The following is a 16,519-nucleotide window of genomic DNA, read 5'->3' on the forward strand; positions in this document are numbered from 1 at the left end:
TTCCTCTAGGCTACCACAAGGCCAATGAAAAGCGCCCTAGTCTACGGAGGCAGGGCGGTCATCGTTAAGCATGAGTCGTTGTCAGGATAACGCTTCCGGCAGGCCAAGAAGGGCACGTACATGCGCTTCCACTGAACGTCCCAGGGCATTCAGGTGATAGCCACCTTCAAGCACAGACACCAGGCGCCCCTGTGCATGTTGCTTGGCGACATCCAGTGCCTTGAGCGTGACCCAGTGATAATCCGCATCTTCAAGGCAGAGATCACCCATCGGGTCTTCGCGATGGGCATCGAAGCCTGCCGATATCAGCACCAGGTCAGGCTGGAAAGCATTCAGTGCGGGCAACCAGTGGTTCTCGACGGTCTCGCGGAAAGCCTGGCTGCCGCTGCCTGCGCTCAAGGGCGTGTTGACCACATTGTCATGGCGGCTGTCGAGATAACGCCATGGGTAAAAAGGGTGCTGGAAGCTGGTGCAGATCAGTATGCCGGGATCATCCTTGAAGATATCGATCGTGCCATTGCACTGGTGAACGTCGAAATCGAGGATGGCGATGCGCTGTGCACCATGTACTGCCCTTGCATGGGCAGCACCCACGGCGATGTTGTTGTAGAGACAAAAGCCCATGGCTTCGCCGGCTTCCGCGTGATGACCTGGCGGGCGCACTGCACAGAAGACATTGTCTGCCTGACCTCGATATACCTGGTCGACTCCCTTGACCACAGCGCCAGCGGCGAAATGTGCAGCCTGTAGGCTATGTGGGTTCATCAGGGTGTCACCATCCACGCGGACGTGGCCCTCATCAGGCACTAGACTTTCCATCTGGTCGATGTGCGCCTCGGAGTGTACACGCTGAAGCTGTTCCCGGGTGACTTCCCTGGCATCTCCCTGCATGGTCTTTTGCAGGGTGCCGGAGAGCATCAGTTGAGCGCGTATCGCATCAAGTCGCAGGGGGCTCTCAGGATGTTCAGGTCCCATGTCATGATGATGGCAAGTGGGGTGAGTAAGATACGCAGTGATCATGCTGGGCTCCGAATTTTCATTGTTCATAGCCTAAAGTGTGAGCCTGCATGGTCGACACTCGCCAAAGGTCGCAGTATCAATAGAATTCCAGCCAATCAGGAGACATCTCCGTGAGCACCCGCTTTCTGCGCCGCTTCTTTGCTCCTGCTTCCATTGTCGTGATTGGTGCCTCGGAAAAGCCGGCATCCGTGGGCGGGCAGGTGATTCGCAATCTGCTGGATGGAGGCTTTCGCGGCAAGCTCTGGGCAGTCAATCCGAAAGGCTATGATCAAGTGTTCGGGGTGCCCTGCTTCACGAATTCCTCCAGACTGAAGGAAGTGCCGGATCTGGCCGTGATATGTTCTCCGGTGAAAACGGTACCCAAACTGCTGAGCAGTCTGGGAGAGCAGGGGGTTCGGGCTGCCCTGGTACTGTCTGGCGGCAGTGACCTGGATGTCGAAGGTCGAGGACAGGCCTCCATTCGCAGCCGCATGCTCAGTGCCGCCCGGGCTTCCGGGATTCGTGTGCTGGGGCCGGAATGCATGGGGTTGATCGTGCCTGGGCATCGGCTCAATGCCTCCTATTCCAGCCATACCGTACCCCCTGGCAAGGTCGCCTATCTTGGTCAGTCCGGCATGCTGGCCAATGCCATGATCGACTGGGGAGCAGGGCGTGGTATCGGCTTTTCTCATCTGCTGACGGTGGGAGACAGTGTCGATGTCATGCTCCCTGACCTGATTGACTACATCAATCAGAATTCGCCAACCCAGGCGATCATTCTGCACTTGGAAAATATTCCTGACTCCCTGCATTTCATGACTGCGGTGCGTGACGCATCGCGCCATCGCCTGGTCTTGGCCATCAAGAGTGGACGCACGCCAGCTTCGGACATGAGTGGGCTGCCACCGACACCGGGTATTCCAAATCGCGATCAGGTCTTCGATTCCGCCTTTGCCCGAGCAGGGGTTGTCAGGGTCAACGACTCCGATGAGCTATATGACGCTCTGGAAACCCTGTCACGCATGAAGCCGGTAAAGGGAGACCGATTGGCCATCGTATCCAATGGCCTGGGGCCCGCCATGCTGGCGATCGACAAGCTGCTGAGTGCGGGAGGACAGCTCGCCGAATTCGATGACTCGACGCAACACACGCTGCGTCATGAGCACCTTGACCTGAGCAAGCCCGGGGAAAATCCGGTAGACCTTGGTGGCAATGCCTCACCGGAGCGTTTCGTCAAGGCTCTGGAAATCGTTGCTGCCGATGCCAATGTGGATGCTGTGCTGGTGGTCCATGCTCCAACGCGCATGGCGCCATCTCTTGATACGGCCGAAGCCATCATCGAACACCGCCGCCGCTTCAAGAGTAACCTGTTGACCAGCTGGATGGGGCTTGAACAGGCCATGCCGGCTCGTCAACTCTGCCATGACGCAGGGATTCCGACCTATCTGTCTCCGGAAAAGGCCGTCAAGGCCTTCATGCATATGGTGGACTACCAGCGGGTTCAGTCGCTGTTGCATCAGACTCCGCCCAGCCTGCCGTTCATCACCACTCAGGAGAGCCGAGCCGAGTGCCACCGTTTGATAGAGCGTGTGTTGGGAGAGGAGCGCGAGGGTCTGAGTCATTCTGAAACGGCCATGGTGCTGGCAGCCTATGGCTTGCCTGTGGCCGAGAGTCGTTATGTTTCCACTCCCGATGATGCCCGGGAAGCGGCCACAACTCTGCAAGGACCTTTTGCGCTCAAGGTCGTGCACGAAGGCAATTGTCGACCGTTTCGCTATCGTCGTTATCCACACAAGTTGGCTGCTGGCCTGTTGCAGGATATTGTCAGCCCGGAGGATGTGGCAGAGGGTGTCAGGCAACTGCAGGCACGGGTACAGGAAAATTTGCCCGGTCTTGCCGTTCATGAGTTCTGTCTGCAGCCGATGAAGCGGGGCAAGCACTCCATGCAGTTGTGTGCCGGCATCACCCGTGATCCTGTCTTTGGCCCATTGATCGTATTCGGCATTGGGGGGTACAAGGTCAACGTCCTTGCCGACCGTCAGGTAGCGCTGCCGCCCCTCAACATGACGCTGGCAGCGGACATGGTGGATCGCACCCACGCTGCTCGTCTGATTCACGAGCACTCCAGTGATCCCGAGAGGGATCTTGGGCGGCTGTGTCAGATGCTGGTCACGCTATCGCAGATTGCTACAGATCTGCCACGGCTCAGAGGGCTGGAGATCAATCCGCTGGTGCTCAACCGCGATGGGATGGAGGCCGTGGACTTTGCCATGGACCTGGGCCAGCCAGCACGTTTTGCCATCATGCCGTACCCCGAAGAGCTGCGTGAATGGGTGCAGTTGCGCAATGGCTGGGAGGTGGAGATCCGTCCGATTCGTGCCGAAGATGCCCCCCTGATTACGGATTTCCATCGCCAACTGTCGGAGGAGAGTATTCGCTTCCGCTATTTCCATCACAAGATGGATCTTAGTCAGCGCGATCTTTCCACCTTGGCTCACATCAACTATGACCGCCAGATGGCGTTTATCGCCGAACGCTGTGGTCAGGATGGCAACAAGGAAATGCTTGGCGTAGTGCGGGTATGGAACGACCCGGACAATATCCGCACAGAGTTCTCCATCATCATACGGGATGACCTCCAGGGCCTGGGGATCGGCCGATTGTTGATGAACAAGATGATCAGTTATTGCCGCGGGGTCGGCACTCTGGAGATGTATGGCAAGATCATGATTGACAATCATCCCATGCGCGCCCTGATGAAACGCTTGGGCTTCAGCCAGAAGTTCAACATGGAAGAACAGGTGGTGGACGCGTCGCTGCGGCTCAACGAACCCGACAGCGAGTGGCAGCGTCATCGCCTTGAGCGACCGGTGGAATGATGCCAGGCAAGGGGGAAGGCGGGTAGCGGCCACACTGCCGCTACCCGTTTCACTACTAGTTTCCACTACTGGTTTGTTTCTACAGCTGGCTGTTTCCACTACTGGTCGTTTGATCAACTCGCGCCGGGCCCGTTGTGCATGGTACTGAGCATCAACGGGCTGGGCATCAGGGCGCCAGGCGAGATTTCTCCCAGCTCTCGTCGCGCTTCTGGTAGCGAATACGATCATGCAGGCGGCTCGGCTGACCCTGCCAGAACTCGATCATCTCCGGTAATACCCGATAGCCACCCCAATGTACTGGACGTGGAACTTCCTGGCCTTCATAGACCTGTTCGAAACGGTGTTTGCGCTCTTCCAGCCAGGTACGATCAGGAATGATGACGCTCTGGTTGGAAATCCAGGCGCCCAGCTGACTACCACGCGGGCGACTGGCAAAGTAAGCATCGGAGGCTTCTTCTGACACCATCTCCACATGGCCCTCGATGCGTATCTGGCGAGACAGCTTGGGCCACCAGAATACCAGGGCAACATGCGGGGCATTGGCCAGTTCGCCACCCTTGCCACTGTGGTAGTTGGTGTAGAACTCAAAGCCTTGTTCAGCAATTCCCTTGAGCAGCACAATACGCGCATGGGGAAGGCCTTGGCTGTCTACGGTGGACAGTGTCATGGCATTGGCATCATCTGGGTCGGTATCCACTGCCAGGGCGAACCATTCTTCGAACAGCTCAAAGGGAGTTGCAGGGGCCCGGGATTCATCCAGGATGCCACCTTCGTAATCACGCCGGATATCGGCTATATCGCGAGTCATGGTGTTCTCCGATAAAAATTCGCATTGAAAATTCGAGCTGACTTTCAGGCCAGAACACAATCTCAGTGCTGAGCCTGATCACGCTTCATCTGGCGAGAGCGGAATCGCGCATATCCCATGCAGCCGATAAACAGCAGCATGGCCACCAAAGCCTCAATGACACCTCTCACGCCTTGTCCCGGGAGGCTTGCCACCATTACTCCCTGAGCAAAGTACAACAGGCTGACGAAGGCCAGCCATGCATGGCCCCGTGGACGGCGTGTGAGAATGGATGGCAGGAACAGTATCAGGGGCAGCACGAAGGCAATCAGTGGGCCGAAACGATTGCCGTCAGTCTGAATGACGAATCCTCGGACGACCATCAGCACCAGCAACAGGATGAAGGCGATAAGCACCAGCTGGCGCGATTGCCGAGTCAGACGATCGAGCCCATGGCGCTGTTCGATGCCTTCGAGCCATGCCCTCATGATTTGTCTCCTCGAGACTTTTCCAGGGCCAGCGCCAAGCGTGCCAGTCGGGCTCCCTGGGCAAAGGCGAGTTCCCGCTCATGCTCATCAAGAGGGCGATCACTACGCGTGCCTGCGACATGGCTGACACCGTAGGGAGTGCCACCACCTTGGGTGTGCATCAGCGCTGTTTCACTATAGGGAACTCCCGCGTAGACCATGCCATGGTGCAGGAGCGGCAGCAGCATGGAGACCAGAGTCGTTTCCTGGCCGCCATGCAGGCTGGACGTCGAAGTGAAGGCCGTGGCTGGCTTGTCGATCAGCGCACCCGATAGCCACAGTTCGCTGGTGCTGTCGATGAAGTACTTCAGTGGTGCTGCCATGTTGCCGAAACGGGTTGGGCTACCCAGTGCCAGGCCACTGGCATGACGCAGATCATCCAGGCTGGCATAGACAGCACCTTCAGAAGGAACTTCCGGATCCACGGCCTCACAAGTGGGAGATACTGGAGGCACGGTTCTCAGCCTGGCATCCATCCCGGCAATGGATGCGGCGCCTGCTGAGAGACGCTCGGCCAATGCTCGGGTAGCGCCGAAGCGGGAGTAATACAGGATCAGCACGTAAGGCCGATCGGAAGGGGATTGAGCAGGCATTGAAACTCCTCGGTCGACGGGTCAAGCCAGCAGTTCGCGGATGTTCTCCGGCGGACGGCCGATAATGGCTCGTTTGCCATCATCGGCAATGGGACGTTGCAGCACCTTGGGATGGGCGACGATGGCAGCAATGACTTGTTCAATATCGTTGCTGTCGGCCGCGAGTGCTTTCCATTCGCTCTCGTTGGTGCGCACCAGTTCCTTGATATCTCCCTGCAAGCGTGACACCAGGTCATGCAGTTCCGCCGCGCTGAGAGGCTCGTCCAGATAACGACGTACGCTAACGTCGGCTCCGGCTTCCTCAAGCAGGGCCAAGGCTTCGCGGGACTTGGAGCAACGCGGGTTGTGCAGCAGGGTAATGGACGGCATGAATGATCCTCGGACACATGAAGTGCTGATTGAAATGCTGGTTGAAGCGATAGTTATTGTAGGGTGCTGCCATCGACGACCACAACTCGGGTTAAGTTTGGGGTTAACCCTTGGTAGGCTAGGAAGTTAGTGCAAGACATGACGGCTAGGATGAGAGGAGGTGCCCGATGGTGGAAGGTTGTCACGATGATGTGGATTTCCGGGCACTGATGGGTGACGTCAGGCCTTTGTCTCATGGGCATGATCGTGCTGACGTCAGCCGTCAGCGTGGAACGCCCAGCGAGGCTCAACTGGAGCGTCGACGTGCTGCCCTGCAGGGTGACAAGAACGCCGATGGCCTTTCCGATGATTTTGTTGATCTTGTGCCGCCTTTCGATCCTCTGGAGTATCGTCGCGATGGCATTCAACTTGCTGTGGTGGAGCGCCTGAAGCAGGGCGGGTATCCCATCCAGGCCAGTCTCCACCTGTTGCGACGGCCATTGCACGAATGTCGCCGCGAATTGCCGATGTTCATCCGCGAAGCCTTTGCAGCAGACCTGCGCTCCGTTCTGGTCATCCATGGCCGTAGTCGAGAGATCGATGCTCCTGCCAATGTGTTGCGCTCCTATCTGGCCAAGTGGTTGGTGACATTCGATGAAGTACAGGCCTTTGTGTCTGCGCAAGAGCGTGATGGTGGTCTGGGCGCGACCTGGGTGATGTTGCGCAAGAGTGAACGTGCCCGTGCCAACAATCGCGAGCGTCAGCAGAAACGGCGCGGCTAACGTAATCAAATAGCAATTTATAAATTGCATAATAGACAAAAAAGCAACCCGGGAATTGCTTTTAGTCTGTAAAGCATTTTATATGTTGCCTCCAGCGGCTATGCTGACAAGATGTACCAAGCATGGCATAGCCATTGACGATTGCCGTTGGAGGCAACAGACATGACCTTTCATCAACAGCTCATGCAGCGTCGTCAGCAGTTGAAGCTGACCCAGGCCGGTGTCGCGGAGCGCATCGGCATGTCTCGCCAGCAGTATCAAAGTATTGAAAGGAACGGTAACCCACGCCTGGATACCCTGGAACTGCTGGCTCAGGGGCTCAACGCAGAGCTGATGCTGATTCCGCGGGAGAAACTGGCGGCAGTCGCCCGCTTGCTGACGGAGGATGACCGGCAACCGTCCTTGGCACTGCTCAATGTCGATCCCTGGCATGGATTGCTGGATTCTGGCTCGGATGATGAGGACGGCCCATGAAGTCCGAGCCGGTCCAGGTCCTGGGGCTGCGCCTGCTGGAGTGTGACGTCGGCCATCTCGTTGGCTACCAGGGTGGACGTAATATCCTGGTGTTTGCCGACGACTATGTGCAGGATCCCGAGCGCCCAGTATTGACCTTGACCACCCATCCGCTCTTCCCGCGTGCAGCACAGCTCCTACGTGAACCATGGATTCGCCAGCAGCGCCTTCATCCGGTGTTGTCGAATCTTCTGCCTGAAGGTGCCATGCGCGAGTGGATGGCTCAGTGGCTGAAGGTTCACCCCGATAATGAATTTCCTCTGCTGGCGGAGCTTGGTCACGACCTTCCAGGCGCCCTGGTGGCTCAGCCTCTGCCAGCAGAACAGATTCCCGAAGCCGTACTTGCCTATCGCACCAGTGTCTCGCCCATGAGACGCGAAGGGCATCGACAGCGTGGTTTTTCGCTGGCGGGGGTGCAGATGAAGTTTTCCATGCAAGAGCAGGGCGGCCGTTTCCATCTGGGGGGGAGTGAACTCCTGGGTGGCTGGATCATCAAGACACCTTCTGTACGCCATCATCAGGTGCCGGCCAACGAGTTCACGGTCATGCAACTGGCTGCTGCGGCAGGCGTGGAGGTTCCTGAGACGCGCCTGGTGCCGATGACGCAGATCGAAGGGCTGCCGGAGCTCAACCTCCCCGACGAATCCCTGGCCTACGCGATCCGTCGCTTTGATCGTGATGGCAAGCGACGTATTCACATGGAAGATTTTGCTCAGGTTTTGTTTCGCTATGCCCACGATAAATATTCCGGCCCCAATTATGAAGCTCTGGGGCGGTTGCTCAGGGAATACAGTGGAGATGGCCTGGCAGATCTTCAGCAATTCGCTCGCCGCCTGCTAGTCAATATACTGGTGGCCAATGGCGATGCCCATCTCAAGAACTGGAGCCTGTATTATGCCGATGGGCGAACGCCACGTCTGGCTCCTGCCTACGACATCCTGATGACCAGAGCCTACATCGAAGACGAGCAGGATATCGCCCTGAACCTGAATGGACACAAGAACTGGTACCGCTTCGGGATGGATGACTTTCAGGCCTGGGCAGCGGGTGTCGGCGTCAACTGGCGGGTGATACGGATCGTGCTGGAAGATACTCTGCAGCGAGCGCGTGCTCTATGGCCTGGCCTGCTGGAGGATAGCGCCATGTTCGATGGCCACCGGCAGAGGTTGAGGCAGCATTGGCGCCACTTGCACCCTGATTTCCGCATCCATTGAGACAGGCCAATAGGCGGCCTCGACTAGTGCTCAGGTTATACTGGTCTGAATAACAATGGAGTAGAACTGGATGCAGCAGATGGTTCGCGTTGCCGCCCTGACAGGGTATGTGGCACTGCTTGAGGAGCATAAGGTCGATGCCCAGCAATTGCTCGCGGACCTGAGCTTGCCTCTGGACTACCTTGACCGTCCGGATCGGCTGATCCCCGTTCCGACCAAGATCGACCTGCTGGAATTGGCGGCCCGTGCTACAGGTTGTCGTCATTTCGGGTTACTGCTTGGTCGCCATCAGAATATCTCCACCCTGGGCCTGGTGGGGCTGCTGATACAGCAGTGCGAGACCATGCGTGAGGCACTGACCACCATCGCAGAACAGATCGGCCGTCATGTGCAGGGACTGGAGGTACGCCTGGCAGAAACCGAGGGACAGGCATCCTATCACTTCACCTATCGGGTGGCTGGTCAGGTACAGCCGTCACGCCAGCACAACGACCACACGCTGATGGTGGCCTATAACATCATCTCCTTCCTGTATGGCGAGTCGATCAAGTTGCGTGCGGTCTATCTGGTCGGTGACGGTCCCTCCGATGTAGAACCTTACACGCGTTTGCTGCAGGCGCCGTTGTGCTTCAACAGCAAGGACAGTGCGCTGGTCTTCGACCAGAGATGCCTGGAGCAGCCCATTGCTGGGGGAAATCCGATGTTGCGCCGCTTGATCAATTCGTTGATGCGCCACCATCAATGGAATGACATCGAGGACAAGGTGGAGTGGATCATCACCAACCTGCTGCCGCTGGATCAGGTGAAACTGGGCGATGTCGCTGGCGCGTTGGCAGTGTCGGCACGAACACTGCAGGTGCGGCTGGCCCAGCGTGGCCTGAGCTTCCAGCAGTTGCTCGATAGGGCTCGCATGAAGGCAGCCCAGACCTACCTGCTTGATACCGACTTGAGCTTGAGTGAAATCGCAGAGTTGCTTGGGTATAGCCAATTGAGCGCCTTGACTCGCAGTTTCAAGCGCGTAACGGGGGAAAGTCCTACCCAATGGCGACGAAAGCATAAGGCGGAAATTCAGGGTTTTGCGTGATCTGTCAAATTGGCTGCATAACGGGTCAATGTTTGTCGTTTTGAGTTATCTATTCTGCTTGAAAATCACCATTAAACGATAACTGACAAATACAGGTGACATGTCATGACTACAGATCAGCCCACAGTTCTTGGAGGGCAAAACTTCAGACTTCTGCTCTGCAACAGTTACCTGCTCTGTTAGGCATACGGTCCTGCTGACGACAGCGCCTCCCGAAAGGCCTTCTGCCCACTAGATTCATGGCGGAAATGGCTGGGGGACAAAAGGAACGACAACACGCTTGAGGACCAGTCCATGCAGTTGCTTCAATCCGCGCATGTACATCATGCGCGCAGGCTTTCTCATGTCCAATTACAGACATTCGGCAGAGATCGGGTAACAGTTTCGAGAAAAATCATTGATGGCAGCCGCCCCTGGCTACTTCCTTCCTGCCTGTTGTTGGCAGCATTTCCTGCCGAGGCCATCGAGCGAAATTTCGGAGAAGTCGAGGTGACGCTGTCAGGCTCGTTGAGTGCCGGGGCAATATGGAGCGCCGAGTCCGCCGACAAGAGTTATGTCTTTCAGGGGAATGCAGACGCAGCTGGCTTGAATGGCAGCGGCTATAACCCCGTCGGAGGGCGCAATAATGATGATGGGCGCGCCAACTACGCGGACCGTGAGCTGACCTCGACGCCAATCATCTTCACGACTCAGCTTGATCTGGAGTACCGCAACGTCGGAGCGCGTATTGCCGGCAAGGCCTGGTACGACCTGTATCAGGAACATCACGAAGTGCCCTTCGGAAGTCTGGCCAATGGCTATGCCAGCAACGAGCCTCTGGACGACAGTCGCTATGATCGGGAGTCACGATTCAAGGGCGCGACCTTCACCGAGGTATACGCCTATGGCAATTTCGATGTGGCCGATCATGACGTGAAGGTAACCCTGGGCGACCAGTATCTGCCTTGGGGAGAGAGCAAGTTCTTCGTCAACGGCATCAATACCATCAACCCCTATCGTCCGGCGGCACTTCGCATGCCGGGAGACAATCTGCGTCTGCCGACAACGTTGCTCAGCGCAGAATTCGAACTGACCAACAAGTGGCAGTTGGGAGCCTTCTATCAGTTGGATTGGGACAGCACGGTGCTCGATGGCTGTGGTACCGCGTTCAGTACCCACGACTATGTGTCTGGAGGCTGTAAAGGGGCTGTCATCGGCAGTGGGGCTGTACCCAGCGACGTGAATGATCCCTATGGTTATCACAATGGGTTGATGATCGAGCGAGCGGGTGACAATACGCCGAGTGACATGGGGCAGTTTGGGTTGAGTCTCGGATATCACCCCAGCGAAGACACCGCGATAACCGCCTACGCCATGAATATCCACTCGCGCCGGCCTTACGCCAGCGTCATCTCGGGGGGATATACCGGCCCCGACGACAATGGCCTTTCGCCGGGCTGGCGCCCACCGACAGACTCAAGTTACGACCCGGACCTCAACGCGAAGTACTTCGCTGATTATCCAGAGGATATTCAGATATTCGGGCTGGGTCTCCACACCAGGTTTGGTCAGGCCACACGGGTCTTTGGTGAATACAGCTTTCGCCATGACCAGCCGCTGCAACTGGCCACCTCTGACCTGATCGCCGCCTTCGCCCGGGATCCAGAGCGGCTTTCCAATGTTATCGGCGAAGACATCACGCTGGCCGATGGGGCCAGGTCAACGGCACCGGGAGACACCTTCAATGGCTACGACCGCTATGACGTCTCGCAACTGACCTTCGGCGCCATTCAACCGATACCCAACGTACTCGGTTCCAAGGCGCTGGTGCTGGTGGGCGAGGTCGGCATGAAGTACGTCCACGACCTGGCAGATCTCGAAGACCGTCGTTATACCAAGGGCGACCGTTTCGGGACCGATCTGGCGCAGGGCAACGAGATGGGTTGTGCCATCGCCACACCCAACCCGGATTACACCGGCCGAGGATGTTCCAGTGACGGTTATGCAAGCGACTTCTCCTGGGGCTACCGCCTGCGCGGTCAACTGATCTATCCCGATGTCGTGCCAGGTCTGACGCTGACGCCCTATGTCATGTTCGGTCATGACGTATCCGGCTGGTCCTACGATGCCAATTTTGCTGAAGACCGCTTGTTCGGAAGTGTGGGGCTCAAGGCCGACTACCAGGATCGCTACTTCGCCGAAGTTTTATGGGCGGGCAGTGGCAACACGGATTATGCCGATACCGATTTCGACTTCATCACCGCAGCGGCCGGCTTGAAGTTCTGACAACAACCATAACGACGAGGAAACGCCATGACTCGACTTCCCTTTGCTGCTCTTCCTTTTACCGCTTCGTTGCTGGCTGCAGCGATTGCCCTGGGCAGCAGCAGTCTGTGCTGGGCTGAGCACAACGAGGCCATTACGCCGAAACCGGCTACTGCCGCCACTCAAGCGGCCAATGCGGCGGTGCTCAAGGAACTGGATTTTGCCGATCGCAGTGACTTCGAGAACGCTCAACGTGGGCTGATCAAGGCCACCCCGGATCTGGTGGTCAAGGATGCCGATGGCAGGGTGGTATGGGATGTATCGGTGTATCAGGAGTTCCTGCAGGGGGATGCGCCGGATACCGTAAACCCCAGCCTGTGGCGTCTGGCACAGCTCAACAACACACCAGGCCTGTACGAGGTCACGGATGGCATCTATCAGGTTCGCGGCTTTGACCTCGCGACCATGACCGTCGTTCGTGGCGATACGGGCTGGATCGTCATCGATCCCTTGACCACGGCGGAACCGTCAAAGGCCGCCATGGAACTGGTCAATAGTGAACTGGGTGAGCGCCCGGTCACTGCGATCATCTATACGCACTCCCATGCCGATCACTTTGCCGGTGTGAGAGGCGTCGTCTCTCGGGAACAGGTGGCGGCAGGAGATGTCCGTGTCATCGGGCCGGAGCATATGACCGAGCATGTCGCCAGCGAGTCGGTATTGCTGGGTAATGTAATGAGTCGGCGTTCCCAGTACATGTTTGGCTTCGGGTTGCCGCGCAATGCTCAGCAGCAAGTGGACGCGGGCCTGGGCAAGGGAGTCTCCAACGGGACTTTCACCTTTATCGAGCCGACCGAAGAGATCGCTGAGACCGGCCAGACCTTGACGGTCGATGGGGTCGATATCGAGTTTCTGATGGCGCCGGGCACCGAGGCTGATGCGGAGATGGTGTTCTACTTCCCGGAGCAGCGTGCGTTGCTGGCCGCAGAGATTCTCAATGCTTCGCTGCACAACATTCTCACGCCTCGCGGGGCGAAGATTCGCGACGCTCTGGTCTGGTCGCGAGCGCTGGATGAGGTACTGCAGCATTTCGGTGATCGTACCGATGTGGTGCTGACCTCGCATTACTGGCCGCGCTGGGGACAGGAAGAGGTGCGCGACTACATCGAGAAGCAGCGCGATATGCTCAAGTATCTCCACGATCAGACGCTGAGATTGGCCAACCTGGGCTACAAGCGTGACGAGATCGCCGAAGCCATCGAAATCCCCGACAGCCTCGCCAACGAGTGGTTCAACCGCGGCTATTACGGCACCATCGAGCACAATGTAAAAGGTATCTATCAGCGTTACCTGGGCTTCTGGAGTGGCAACCCAGCCACCCTGGACCCGCTGCCCGAACAGACCGCCGGTGAGCGCTATGTCGATGCCATGGGCGGTGCCGAGGCGGTAATGAAAATGGGCCAGACAGCTTTCGATGAAGGGGATTACCGCTGGGGCGCCATGCTGATGAACCATCTGGTGATGGCACAGCCGGACAACCAGTCGGCCCGTGAGCTTCAGGCGGATATCTTCGAGCAACTGGGCTATCAGGCGGAGTCCGCTCCGTGGCGCAATATCTACCTGACCGGTGCCCGGGAACTGAGAAATGGCTTCGACCCCGCGAGTGTGGTGACAACGGCCTCACCGGATATCCTTGCGGTGCTACCCATCGAGCAGATCTTCGACCTGCTGGCAGTGCGCCTTAATGGCCCGAAGGCTGATGGACTGGAACTGGATATCGACTGGCACTTCACCGGAGATGAGCCGCAGGAGTTCCGCATGAGTCTGGACAATTCGGTACTGCGTTATCGCAATGGTATTGATGAAGGCGCCGAGGAGCCCGATCTCAGCCTGACCCTGAGCCGGGACGTGCTCAACCGGGTGCTGTTGCAGCAGACCAGCCTGGGTGCCGAGATCGAGGCCGGTAATGTGACCACTGAAGGTGATGTTCAGATACTGGGCCAACTGTTCTCACTGCTGGACAACTTCAACCCGACTTTCCCTATCGCCACCTCCGCAGTGCCTGCCGAGGAAAACGACGGCTGAGACTACCGCTTCGGTATGGTCAGACAGATTCGGTGTGGTCAGAATGCAAGGAAGCCTCGTAGAAGATCTACGAGGCTTCTGTGCTTTATGCTTTAAGCCTGTGGTCTAAGTCTTTATGGCCCAAGTCGTGATAGCGGTGTCGTCCAAGTCGCGCCGTATGCTGAGCGCGAAGGGACAAGCGTCAGGCGAGGGCAACTTCTGCTTTGGCGGCCTCTCTGGCTTCACGCTGGCGACGCAGGAACATCGGCTCGGGGTTGTCGACAGACACCTGATAATGGCGGCTGAAGATATTCAGCGAGTTCAAGGCGTCCTCGACGATCTGGTCTTCCCGCAGAGAGAAAGCGTTGATGCCACAGCGCGACATCCAGAACAGCTGATCGATCAGCACATCGCCCACCGCACGAATCTCGCCGGTGTAGCCATGACGTTCGCGCAGTACGCGTGCCAGGGAATAGCCGCGGCCATCGGTGAACTTGGGGAAGTCCACGGCGATCAACGGGGCTTCCTTCAATGCGGCCACGGTAGCGCTGTCCAGCTCGGTGTCGCTGGGCAGCCACGGTGCGATGGAGGAGCGGTCCTCGGCGCCCAGCCATACATCCAGGCGTACAAGTGCCCGTGCATTGGCTGGTACGGACTCCTCGTCATGACGAACCCATTCGTCCTGGGCCAGTTGGCGGTCCTTGATCAGCGGGCGTTGTGTCGTCTGCTCAGGCATAGACGTACTCCTTGAACGGTTTGAGACCGATACGGCGATAGGTGTCGATGAAGGTTTCGTCATCCTGGCGAGACTTCACGTAGACCTGCAGCACCTTGTCGATGACGCTGGGCACATCCTCACGGAAGAAAGAGGGGCCGAGGATCTTGCCCAGGGAAGAGTCATTGCCCTGGCTGCCTCCCAGCGAGATCTGGTAATACTCTTCGCCCTTCTTGTCGACGCCAAGAATGCCGATATTGCCGACGTGGTGATGGCCACAGGCGTTCATGCAGCCAGAGATGTTCAGATCCAGCGGGCCAAGATCATACAGGAAGTCCAGGTTGTCGAAGCGTTCCTGGATGGCCTGGGCGACTGGAATGGACTTGGCATTGGCCAAGGCACAGTAATCACCGCCAGGGCAGCAGATCAGATCCGCCAGGGTGCCGACAGTGGGGTTGGCCAGGCCGAGTGCTTCAAGGCGTTGCCACAGTTCCTCGATGCGATCGACAGAAACGTCGGTCAATACCAGGTTCTGTTCATGGGTCACGCGCAGCTCGCCGAAGCTGTACTCATCGGCCAGGTCGGCGATGTCATGCATCTGCTGGGAAGTCACGTCACCAGGAGACTGGCCAGCACGCTTGAGAGACAGTGTCACCGCCTTGTAGCCACGTACCTTATGGTCAGTGACGTTGTTGGTCACGAAGCGGGCGAAAGCACGATTGCTGCCGCGCAGTGCCTCATAGGCTTCGATGGCAGTTGCGTCGATGTCACGACGGGGCGGCTCGACGAAGTGTGCCGCCATATCGTCGATGGCCTGCTGGTTGAGGGTCTGAGGGCCATCCTTGAGATGCGTCCACTCTTCCTCGACCCGGCGGCGCATTTCGTCGATACCCAGTGCCTTGGTCAGGATCTTGATGCGAGCCTTGAACTTGTTGTCCCGGCGGCCGAACTGGTTGTAAACCCGCAGAATGGCTTCCAGGTAAGTCAGCAGGTGCTGCCAGGGCAGATCTTCGCAGATCACGTCACCGATCATCGGTGTGCGACCCAGGCCTCCGCCGACCAGTACCTTGACGCGGATGTCACCATCCTCGTTGCGCCAGAAACGCAGGCCTACATCATGCACCTGGATGGCAGCACGGTCCTCGCTGGCGCCTGTCACAGCAATCTTGAACTTGCGTGGCAGGTAATAGAATTCCGGATGGAAGGTGGACCATTGGCGGACCAGCTCGCACCACGGACGCGGATCGACTTCTTCATCGGCGGCAATGCCGGAGAACTGATCGGTCGTGGTGTTGCGGATGTCGTTACCGCTGGTCTGGATGGCATGCATCTGTACGCTGGCAAGCTCGGCGAGCATGTCAGGGACATCCTCGAGCTTCGGCCAGTTCAGTTGCAAGTTGGTGCGCGTAGTGAAGTGGCCGTAGCCACGGTCGTAGCGAGCGGCAATGTCGCCCAGCTTACGCAGCTGATAGGACGCCAGCATCCCGTAGGGAATGGCAATGCGCAGCATGGGCGCATAGCGTTGCACGTACAGCCCGTTCTGCACCCGCAGCGGGAGGAATTCCTCTTCGCTGATCTTGCCTTCAAGATAGCGGCGCATCTGGTCGCGAAACTGCTCTACGCGTTCGTTAACCAGGGTTTGATCGTGATTGTCGTAACGGTACATTCAGCGCCTTCCTGCAGCAGCATGAAAACATGGGAAGATTGCGGCTACCTTACCTCGCCGCCTTTATTCTATAAAAGAATAAATATTCATAGTCCGTGAGCAAA

The 16,519-nt window shown here is 57.6% G+C and carries 14 protein-coding genes; 7 read left to right on the forward strand and 7 right to left on the reverse strand.

From position 1 onward, the window contains the following. Positions 1 to 81: 81 nt before the first annotated feature. Entirely contained in the window at positions 82 to 1,020 is a 939-nt protein-coding gene (locus E4T21_RS09470) for a histone deacetylase family protein (protein WP_149284758.1), read from the reverse strand. A 110-nt stretch (positions 1,021 to 1,130) separates the two neighbouring features. On the opposite strand from E4T21_RS09470, the gene E4T21_RS09475 reads away from it, so the two are divergent. After that, positions 1,131 to 3,878, forward strand: coding sequence for a bifunctional acetate--CoA ligase family protein/GNAT family N-acetyltransferase (locus E4T21_RS09475; protein WP_149284759.1), 2,748 nt, complete (start codon positions 1,131 to 1,133; stop codon positions 3,876 to 3,878). A 166-nt stretch (positions 3,879 to 4,044) separates the two neighbouring features. Here E4T21_RS09475 and pdxH read toward each other — a convergent pair whose 3' ends face one another. The 4 genes from pdxH to arsC all read right to left on the reverse strand — a co-directional run bounded on the left by pdxH (position 4,045) and on the right by arsC (position 6,154). Further along, positions 4,045 to 4,686: a pyridoxamine 5'-phosphate oxidase gene (gene pdxH / locus E4T21_RS09480; RefSeq protein WP_149284760.1), complete on the reverse strand. Its 642-nt coding sequence runs from the start codon at positions 4,684 to 4,686 to the stop codon at positions 4,045 to 4,047. A 62-nt stretch (positions 4,687 to 4,748) separates the two neighbouring features. Next, the gene (locus tag E4T21_RS09485; RefSeq protein WP_149284761.1) at positions 4,749 to 5,153 is read right to left on the reverse strand and encodes a DUF2069 domain-containing protein; all 405 of its coding nucleotides are present in this window, start codon (positions 5,151 to 5,153) and stop codon (positions 4,749 to 4,751) included. Next, the gene (gene wrbA / locus E4T21_RS09490) at positions 5,150 to 5,785 is read right to left on the reverse strand and encodes an NAD(P)H:quinone oxidoreductase (RefSeq protein WP_149284762.1); all 636 of its coding nucleotides are present in this window, start codon (positions 5,783 to 5,785) and stop codon (positions 5,150 to 5,152) included. Before wrbA ends, E4T21_RS09485 begins: the two co-directional genes overlap by 4 nt. Positions 5,786 to 5,806: 21 nt before the next feature. Then, positions 5,807 to 6,154 (reverse strand): arsenate reductase (glutaredoxin), encoded by a 348-nt coding sequence (gene arsC, locus E4T21_RS09495; RefSeq protein ID WP_149284763.1) that lies wholly within the window; start codon positions 6,152 to 6,154, stop codon positions 5,807 to 5,809. A 167-nt stretch (positions 6,155 to 6,321) separates the two neighbouring features. Between arsC and smrA the strand changes: the two genes are divergently transcribed. From smrA to E4T21_RS09525, 6 genes are all read left to right on the forward strand, one after another. Continuing rightward, entirely contained in the window at positions 6,322 to 6,915 is a 594-nt protein-coding gene (smrA, locus tag E4T21_RS09500; RefSeq protein ID WP_149284764.1) for a DNA endonuclease SmrA, read from the forward strand. Positions 6,916 to 7,077: 162 nt separating this feature from the next. Then, on the forward strand, positions 7,078 to 7,389 hold the full coding sequence (locus E4T21_RS09505) for a helix-turn-helix transcriptional regulator (RefSeq protein ID WP_149284765.1): 312 nt from the start codon (positions 7,078 to 7,080) through the stop codon (positions 7,387 to 7,389). Beyond that, the gene (locus tag E4T21_RS09510; RefSeq protein WP_149284766.1) at positions 7,386 to 8,642 is read left to right on the forward strand and encodes a type II toxin-antitoxin system HipA family toxin; all 1,257 of its coding nucleotides are present in this window, start codon (positions 7,386 to 7,388) and stop codon (positions 8,640 to 8,642) included. Before E4T21_RS09505 ends, E4T21_RS09510 begins: the two co-directional genes overlap by 4 nt. Before the next feature lie 70 nt (positions 8,643 to 8,712). Then, positions 8,713 to 9,726 (forward strand): AraC family transcriptional regulator, encoded by a 1,014-nt coding sequence (locus E4T21_RS09515; protein ID WP_149284767.1) that lies wholly within the window; start codon positions 8,713 to 8,715, stop codon positions 9,724 to 9,726. Between the two features lie 294 nt (positions 9,727 to 10,020). Next, entirely contained in the window at positions 10,021 to 11,991 is a 1,971-nt protein-coding gene (locus tag E4T21_RS09520; RefSeq protein ID WP_149284768.1) for a DUF1302 domain-containing protein, read from the forward strand. 27 nt (positions 11,992 to 12,018) lie between these two features. Continuing rightward, complete coding sequence (locus tag E4T21_RS09525) at positions 12,019 to 14,055, forward strand: alkyl/aryl-sulfatase (RefSeq protein WP_149284769.1); 2,037 nt, start codon at positions 12,019 to 12,021, stop codon at positions 14,053 to 14,055. 181 nt (positions 14,056 to 14,236) lie between these two features. On the opposite strand, the gene E4T21_RS09530 is transcribed toward E4T21_RS09525, so the two are convergent. Next, positions 14,237 to 14,770 carry a DUF934 domain-containing protein gene (locus E4T21_RS09530; protein ID WP_149284770.1) on the reverse strand — a complete coding sequence of 178 codons (534 nt, stop codon included), beginning with the start codon at positions 14,768 to 14,770 and terminating at the stop codon, positions 14,237 to 14,239. After that, entirely contained in the window at positions 14,763 to 16,415 is a 1,653-nt protein-coding gene (locus tag E4T21_RS09535; protein ID WP_149284771.1) for a nitrite/sulfite reductase, read from the reverse strand. The genes E4T21_RS09530 and E4T21_RS09535 overlap by 8 nt, the downstream gene beginning before the upstream one ends. Positions 16,416 to 16,519: the final 104 nt, after the last annotated feature.

It is taken from the genome of Halomonas binhaiensis, from assembly GCF_008329985.2.
Classification (GTDB): Bacteria; Pseudomonadota; Gammaproteobacteria; order Pseudomonadales; family Halomonadaceae; genus Halomonas; species Halomonas binhaiensis.

What these genes read in the sequence shown, in the direction of transcription:
- smrA (WP_149284764.1), top strand. Translation starts at nt 6,322, where the DNA reads ATGGTGGAAGGTTGTCACGATGATGTGGATTTCCGGGCACTGATGGGT.
- E4T21_RS09510 (WP_149284766.1), top strand. Translation starts at nt 7,386, where the DNA reads ATGAAGTCCGAGCCGGTCCAGGTCCTGGGGCTGCGCCTGCTGGAGTGT.
- arsC (WP_149284763.1), bottom strand. Translation starts at nt 6,154, where the DNA reads ATGCCGTCCATTACCCTGCTGCACAACCCGCGTTGCTCCAAGTCCCGC.
- wrbA (WP_149284762.1), bottom strand. Translation starts at nt 5,785, where the DNA reads ATGCCTGCTCAATCCCCTTCCGATCGGCCTTACGTGCTGATCCTGTAT.
- E4T21_RS09535 (WP_149284771.1), bottom strand. Translation starts at nt 16,415, where the DNA reads ATGTACCGTTACGACAATCACGATCAAACCCTGGTTAACGAACGCGTA.
- E4T21_RS09470 (WP_149284758.1), bottom strand. Translation starts at nt 1,020, where the DNA reads ATGATCACTGCGTATCTTACTCACCCCACTTGCCATCATCATGACATG.
- E4T21_RS09505 (WP_149284765.1), top strand. Translation starts at nt 7,078, where the DNA reads ATGACCTTTCATCAACAGCTCATGCAGCGTCGTCAGCAGTTGAAGCTG.
- E4T21_RS09520 (WP_149284768.1), top strand. Translation starts at nt 10,021, where the DNA reads ATGCAGTTGCTTCAATCCGCGCATGTACATCATGCGCGCAGGCTTTCT.
- E4T21_RS09485 (WP_149284761.1), bottom strand. Translation starts at nt 5,153, where the DNA reads ATGAGGGCATGGCTCGAAGGCATCGAACAGCGCCATGGGCTCGATCGT.
- E4T21_RS09530 (WP_149284770.1), bottom strand. Translation starts at nt 14,770, where the DNA reads ATGCCTGAGCAGACGACACAACGCCCGCTGATCAAGGACCGCCAACTG.
- E4T21_RS09525 (WP_149284769.1), top strand. Translation starts at nt 12,019, where the DNA reads ATGACTCGACTTCCCTTTGCTGCTCTTCCTTTTACCGCTTCGTTGCTG.
- E4T21_RS09515 (WP_149284767.1), top strand. Translation starts at nt 8,713, where the DNA reads ATGCAGCAGATGGTTCGCGTTGCCGCCCTGACAGGGTATGTGGCACTG.
- pdxH (WP_149284760.1), bottom strand. Translation starts at nt 4,686, where the DNA reads ATGACTCGCGATATAGCCGATATCCGGCGTGATTACGAAGGTGGCATC.